The sequence below is a fragment of the Prevotella rectalis genome (genome assembly GCF_900607215.1).
GTDB lineage: Bacteria > Bacteroidota > Bacteroidia > Bacteroidales > Bacteroidaceae > Prevotella > Prevotella brunnea.
Genome location: NZ_LR027820.1, coordinates 236,541 through 243,736, shown reverse-complemented (window position 1 = coordinate 243,736; position 7,196 = coordinate 236,541). Strand labels below are relative to the sequence as shown.

Sequence of the window (7,196 nt, the reverse complement as noted above, 5' to 3'; positions counted from 1 at the left end):
AAATAAGTGCATTTTATAATGCTTACAGTTTGAAACTGAAAACCAAGCCCCAGGATGAGTAAAACGGCTGCAATACCGATGGATAAAGAGATACAGAGCTTTCAGTTAATTTTTACCGGACAGCAATAAAAAACTTTGCTGATGAAACGTAAGTATCTAACGCGAGATTTTTTACTCGCATCATTTCCAACAAAAAAACCGCCTTACTCATCAGCGAGTTTGGCGGTTCGATCTAATTTCTAACAGTCTAATATTTATAATTCTAAAAAATCTATAAATCAAAAATGAAAGGAGAAGTCAGCACCAATCTGGAACGGATTACCCTGCTGCGCAAAAGTATATTTTGTACCGGTAGTGGAACTTTGCACCGCAAAAGTGTTAAACTTTGTATCGGTCAGGTTGCGAATCCAAAGATTCACATGCATCGGACCAAAGTCGGCATCAGCATGTACTCCTAATGTCGCATAAAAATTCTGTGCTACGGTATTCAGGTTGTCCCAATAGGTTCTGCCTTGTGCCGACAAATTGGCACCGACAGTCACCGCGCGAAGATGGAACTTATTGGTTGGATCCAACAAGGCTGCGGGATCAACGTCTAAGCGGTAATCTGCATTTGCAGCCAATGTATGCTGTGGCACGAAAGGCACTTTGTTTTTCTTGTAATCAACAATACCAGCCTTGGTTGAATCTGAATATTCATCAAAACGAGCACTTGTGAAACCGTAACTTAAAGTATAGGACAACTTGTCCTCCAGAGCCTTACCATATACCGAGGCCTCAATACCGCATGAGTGGCTGCGACCTGCATTAGTCATCATACGCCCGAATCCATAGTTTCCTGCCATAACAGATAGCTGCTGATTTCGAATCTGCATATAATAGGTTGCTACATCCAAATGCACCTGACCACCAAATAAATTCAGGTGAGTTCCTATCTCATAATTCCAACTTGTCTCCGGCTTGTACTCGATTGTTCGGGCAATGTTTGCATAATATGCCTCGTCGTGCTGAATATCTAGGTCCTCTAACTGCTTTTTTGAGGCTTTTGAAATCTCAGTCTGCAACACATCAGAAAACATTTGGAAATTATATCCTCCAGCCCGATAGCCCTTCGCCCAAGATGTATAGACGTTGCTTCCGTTGTTGAGGCGATAAGTCAGGCCAATCTTGGGAAGGAACTGATTAAAATGATTACTTTCATGATGCGACAGCGATGATGTTATGGTTGGAGAGACATGCACGCCTAAGGCATTCTCATCCATTAGGACACGGGCCGACGTCGCATAGTCGATAGCTACCTGCGAATAGTCGTAACGAAGTCCCAGTGTTGCGACAAGATGATCAGTGATGTCAAAATTGCTTTCATGATATACACCCAAATTAAATGTTGGTGTTTGAAAGATGCCAGGTATAGTCTGCATATTAACTTTGATCGTACACCCACCAGCAGCCTTGATCATTGCGGCAACCTGAGCCAAGGCCTTCTTCATAGCCTCGTCAAGAGGCATTCCGGCATTTACGAGTCCTTCGGCAATTCGCTTGGCCATGGAATTAAGCATTCCTGTGTAGGCATAATTCGTTATCACATTGGAGAGATAATCATTCATCCCCTTGTTGAAATATACTGGTCCATCTGTTCTCAGCCACTGGTATGACCCGAAAGCGCCGAATGTCCAATGCCACCTGCTGTTATGCTTGTTCTTGATTGTCAATTCCTCTGTCAATGAATTCTGATGCTGACGTTGTTCAAGGTGCATGAAATCCTGCGGCAAATAGTCGATATCCATCATCATATAATCGTTGAGGAACTGCCAACTCAACATTGAGTTCAGCACGAAGGAATTGCCATTGTATTTGATGCCAACTCCTGTGTTTAGCATATTCCTGCGATAGTTGCTTTGTCTATTTTGGCTGGGGGCTTGCGTTCCGGGTTTCAACCGATAATAAGGAGATGTGATATCAGCTTCTGCAATCTGTTCTTTACTCACAATCTGTCCATAAGGAAATCCGTTTTGCCTAACATATTGATAATCCGCGATGAAACTAAGGTTCAACCGATTGGTTGGGTTCCATAACAAACGCCCTTTCCCCCCAAACTCATTGAACAAGTCGGCATGCTCGCCATTGAATTGGTTGCGGAAAAAGCCGTTCTGCCCATTGTAGAAAGCCGACAACGCATAAGCAGTCTTATTGTTCAGACGGTCATAATGCCCCACTTCAACTTCACGCCGGAACTTATTTCCGACACCGAGTTTCAAATCGGTTCCGCGATATTCAAATGGATTTTTCCCATAGAGTCGCAACAATCCGCCCTCCGTATTCATCCCATACAGTGTGCCTTGCGGACCCAACAAAACATCAACACGATCTACATCGTAAGTATGGAAGTTGAACGCGCTCTTGCTTTGCAATGGTATTCCGTCAATATAAATACCCACAGCGGGAGAATTGACGCGCGAGCCTATACCGCGTATATACATTGAAGACGTAAGCCGGCTGCCATACTGTGGCATTGTGAATGACGGAACAAATGCCGACAATTGCCCGAGATCTTGTATGTTCAAGTTCTTCAGTTGATTTCTACTGAAAGATATGCTACTCAAAGACTGCTGACGAAGGCGAAAAGCCTCCTTAGGCTGATCGTAAACATATACTTCCTCTATATCATAAACTTTCGAGGAGTCATTCACAGTTACGTCGTCTGCCGCAAGTAAAGGACTCGTCAACAACGAGAAACACAAGCATGTAAAAAGAGTTTTCTTCATTATTTTCATCAAATGGATGATTAAATCATGTTCAACGGTTGCAAAGGTATATATAAAAAAACAAACACGCAATCCTTATTAATGATGAATATCAAGCAATTCATTCATTGATGATTCCACAATTGGGACATCTTCCTTTCCTGTGCAAGCGTGCTCCACAATTTCCACATAGATAAGTGTCGCTATGACGACGCAACCAAACCGATACCGAATAGTAGATATACACAAGGAGGAGGACATAGCCTATATAATATAAAGTAAGAACCGAGAACACGATGTAGTTCACGGCACAGACGGCTCCCAGTCCACACATATACCAAAAAGCATCGCCCGATTTTAGTAAACGACGCACATCGTCAATCACCGCGATGGAGATTATCAGCATTGCCCACACCAACAAGAGAAAGATATTAAGCAAGAGGGGTTGTGAGAAAGGATTGAGCGAAGGATGAAAATAGAACTCACGCCAAGTCTCGGGAGCGAATAGCTGTATGCTGGCATAGAACGTGGCAGATGCCGCTACGATGATGGCGAGGAGTGTGGGATAAAATGAGTTAATGTCGTTAAAGTGCACGATTTTGGCATTGCGCCTGAGTAGTTTACGCATCAGGTAGCCTACGGAAATAAGCGAGATGACTACCAAGAAAACCAACAGATGGACATTCGAGAAAATGGAGATGAACTGCGAAATAGGATCATCCGGATCAACCTTTTTCAGCAATTGCCCTTCTCTCACCCAACCGAAAGCGAGATCTTCTGTGGCAATCTGCACCCAAACGCTGTCGATACTGTCGTTGGGAATAACGCGAACATCCGCCACCGCCAACGATTTGCCCCGAGTTACGGCGAAGGAGTCGGTTTCCAAATTATTAACTGCCTCTTCCGGCTGTTGCCTGAGCAACAAGAGAGAGTCGGAACTCACCACGAAGTTGAAACCCGGAGAATAATGATGTTTCACCCTAAAAGCGAAAGAGTCCACACTGCTCGCAGTTCCGTGCCATTTAATGACATTGCCATCTTGTTGCTTCAACTTTAGAGAGTCGTGCTCGGGGAGGATACGTTTCGAGATTTGCGCTTCTTGCACACTATCGGGCAGATGAAAACTGGAGGGAGTTTTCTTGTGATAACAGCCCGACAGACTGCCAACGAGCAGCAACAAGACAATGAACACAATTCCGAAACGAAGCGTCCAAGGTTTTCTTATCTGTCCATGATACATATTGACAGGGTGTTTCATTGGCTTATAGGGCATAAATATTCATTTGACAATCTTTGCAATCGAACTCTAAGCGAAAACGTCGCTTATCGCCGAGTTCCAAATAGAGAGGCTCTTTCCATGTGGGCTTTTTGCCTCCGTGCGACACACAATAGCCCAATGAATATCGAATGCAATGGCGACATTGCATGAGCAGTGGTTCGGAACTTTCGTTTTTCTTCTCATCCAAGCACTCGAAAGCTTTGTCCGGATGTATCATACCTTGTCGCTCATAGAAGCTGGCGGCAGAGGAATTGGAGATGTTGTACAGATAAGGGTAATGTCTGTATTGCGATGGATTGAGATGGGTGAAATCAGCAACCCTTTTGTTTGCCTTGCTGTTCACATCCATCGGGATGTCGGATGGTTTCAGCGTGAGCGGTATCGCCGACAACCGCTCGATGGCTTTCCTTCTGAGTTTTGCCAGCCAACTGCTCGGAATGAAATATTGATCCACCTCATCTTCTATTTTCAACTCTTCACATACATAGATGGTGTCGCCCAACTTAGAAAGTTGTCGCAAGATGTTCTCTCGTTGCGGTTTCTCGGCTTTCTGATGTTCCAATTCTATCTCGGCACAGGTCTGTGGCTGCTTTCCAATGTTCTCCGACAAAGAAACAGAAAGTGAATAACCGGAGCGTGTTACACCTAATCTCATGCTGATAGGGATTCGTCTTTCTGCCGTCTTGCCACTTAATATCTTTTCAAAAGCCTGATCTTGATTTCTGTAAAGTGTTGTTCCTGCTCGCAACGCTTGTGGCATTTTATATGGAAAGAGGCGATTGCCCACAACTCTGTTCACTCTGAAACCTTCCAAAACGGCTTTTGCGCCACCATCGGCAGATGGTTTGCAGATGAAGCACAACCCATCGCCATTGGCAAAACTTGATATCCCCGATACGTTGAAGGAATCGCGACGGACTTCCTTCACAGTCCCAACAAATTCTCCCGGTGCCTTAGGGGTGTTCGGTGAGAAAATATTCCTTTGGCGTCCATTAGCGAAATAATCGGTATAGCCACGATTGAACGTCTTGTCAAGATTGGGAGTGAACGAATAATCCACCTTGCCGTATGAAGCTCTTTGAAACTCTTGGGGATGCTTTGCGATAATGTCGTTGAGCCTTTGATTATAGGCTGCCACCACATTCTTCACGTAATTTACATCCTTCAGTCTGCCCTCTATCTTGAACGAACAAGCTCCGGAACGCATTAAAGACTCCAGATTATCAATTTGACACATATCCTTCAGCGATAAGAGATAGCGTTGTTGTTCTATCAACTTCCCATTCGCATCTTTGAGATCAAAAGCCATTCTACAGAACTGTGCGCATGCACCTCGGTTGGCAGAACGTCCGAAACAATATTGCGAAGCATAACAAATTCCACTATAACTCACGCAGAGCGCACCATGAACAAATACTTCCAGCTCCATATCGGGAGCAACCTGATGAATAGCGGTTATTTCCTTCACCGATAATTCTCGGGCAAGTACCACCCGATTGAAACCTAACGCGTGCAACCAAGCTGCTTTTTCCGGTGTTCGCGTGTCGCATTGCGTACTCGCGTGAAGCGCGAACTTGTTTCCATAGCGTTTTCTACATTCACTGAATAAGCCCATATCCTGAATAAGCAACGCATCAACACCGGCTTTTGCCAATTCATCAATGAGCAGCAACATATCGTTTAGTTCATTTTCATAGATAATCGTATTGACCGTAACGTGCACCCGCGCACCAAACCGATGGGCGTATTCGCAAAGCTTTCGAATATCTTCGACATTGTTACCGGCAGCTTGCCGCGCGCCAAACTGAGTCGCACCGATATATACGGCGTCCGCTCCATGGTCAATGGCAGCCATTCCACATTCAAGGTTTTTTGCCGGTGCAAGCAGTTCTATCGTTTGCTTCATTCAAGTTCAGTTCTTTCCAACTTAAAACGTTTCAATATAGAAAATCTTCACAAAGATAAGCATTTTCAATAACTTTGGCAAATAAGAATAACATTAAAATGATTATAACTGTCCTTGAATGTTACTCCGCAGAGTCAACCAGCAAGTGCAAAATTATAAAACGTATTTGAAGAATTCACACTTTGGAGTAGAAAAGTTTAATTTTTCTCTCGGTCTTTCGTTCAATTTCTTTTGTATCGACATAATTCTCTTTTCTGTATAATGTTCAAACGAATCCTTTTTCGGTATATATTGTCTGATTAGTTTATTTGTATTCTCAATAGCTCCCTTTTGCCAAGAACAATATGGATCAGCGAAGTATACGGGCACGCCTAAGAACTTGGTAATGTCCTTATGTGCTGCAAATTCAGGTCCGTTGTCTGTTGTAATGGTCTTCAGAATGTCCTTGTATGGTAGCAGCAGTTTCCTAACTACCTTTGCCAGAGGCTTTGACTGCTTTCCAAATGGCAGTTTCTGCATAAGCAGCATATTGGTGGATTTCTCTACCAGTGTGAGTATGGCATGTTGGTCAGGGTCTACGATCAAGTCCATCTCAAAATCTCCGAATCTCTTCCCGTCAACTTCCTTACTTCTTTCATGGATACTCAACCTGTCTTTAATTGGAAGATGTCTGCCCTTGGGACGATGCCTGTATTTCATCTTATGCCTTGTGTGTTTGGCAAGTTCCCCTGTTGTATCATTATGAATGATATTATAAATGGATTGGTGGGACACCTTTATCCCCTCATTCTTGCGCAGATAACCTGATATTTGCCGTGGAGACCACTGAGCATTGGTGATATATTCCTTAATCCTCCAGACTAATTCGTCGGAGAGCCTGGCGTTCTTTACCGTTCTCTTTCTGCGCTGCATAGCCATATCGTGCGCCTTTGTCCAAATATACTTTCCCGATGGCGTGCTGTTGCGTTTGATTTCACGTGAAAGTGTTGACTGACTGATGCCAACGATTGCGGCAATCTCTTTTCTCCCTGTTTTCTTTTGGAGTAAGGCGAAAATTTGCGACCTTTGCTCCGAGGTTAATTGATGATATTTCACAATACAAAGTTAATTAATCTTGGGGAGACAGAGGTCTCCCTTTTTTTATTTGTATTGCTGGTTGTTTTTTTCCTCGCCGAGAGATGCAGACAACCTCTCGCTACGCTTCGAGAACGTCTGCATCTCTCGGCGAGGGCTACTCTTTTATTGCACTTCGTTTTGGAACTTGCAT

At 43.9% G+C, this 7,196-nt stretch carries 4 protein-coding genes; all 4 read right to left on the bottom strand.

Annotation, left to right across the window (positions count from 1 at the left end):
* Window positions 1-278: 278 nt before the first annotated feature.
* The gene (locus E0E16_RS01895) at window positions 279-2,765 is read right to left on the bottom strand and encodes a TonB-dependent receptor (protein WP_130828584.1); all 2,487 of its coding nucleotides are present in this window, start codon (window positions 2,763-2,765) and stop codon (window positions 279-281) included.
* 100 nt (window positions 2,766-2,865) lie between these two features.
* Window positions 2,866-3,984, bottom strand: a complete 1,119-nt coding sequence (locus E0E16_RS01890; protein ID WP_181951323.1) for a zinc ribbon domain-containing protein — start codon at window positions 3,982-3,984, stop codon at window positions 2,866-2,868.
* Window positions 3,985-4,006: 22 nt separating this feature from the next.
* On the bottom strand, window positions 4,007-5,929 hold the full coding sequence (locus E0E16_RS01885) for a peptidase U32 family protein (protein ID WP_130828583.1): 1,923 nt from the start codon (window positions 5,927-5,929) through the stop codon (window positions 4,007-4,009).
* A gap of 153 nt (window positions 5,930-6,082) precedes the next feature.
* On the bottom strand, window positions 6,083-7,024 hold the full coding sequence (locus tag E0E16_RS01880; protein ID WP_130828582.1) for an IS30 family transposase: 942 nt from the start codon (window positions 7,022-7,024) through the stop codon (window positions 6,083-6,085).
* Between the last annotated feature and the right edge of the window lie 172 nt (window positions 7,025-7,196).

What these genes read in the sequence shown, in the direction of transcription:
- E0E16_RS01895 (WP_130828584.1), bottom strand. Translation starts at nt 2,765, where the DNA reads ATGAAGAAAACTCTTTTTACATGCTTGTGTTTCTCGTTGTTGACGAGT.
- E0E16_RS01890 (WP_181951323.1), bottom strand. Translation starts at nt 3,984, where the DNA reads ATGTATCATGGACAGATAAGAAAACCTTGGACGCTTCGTTTCGGAATT.
- E0E16_RS01885 (WP_130828583.1), bottom strand. Translation starts at nt 5,929, where the DNA reads ATGAAGCAAACGATAGAACTGCTTGCACCGGCAAAAAACCTTGAATGT.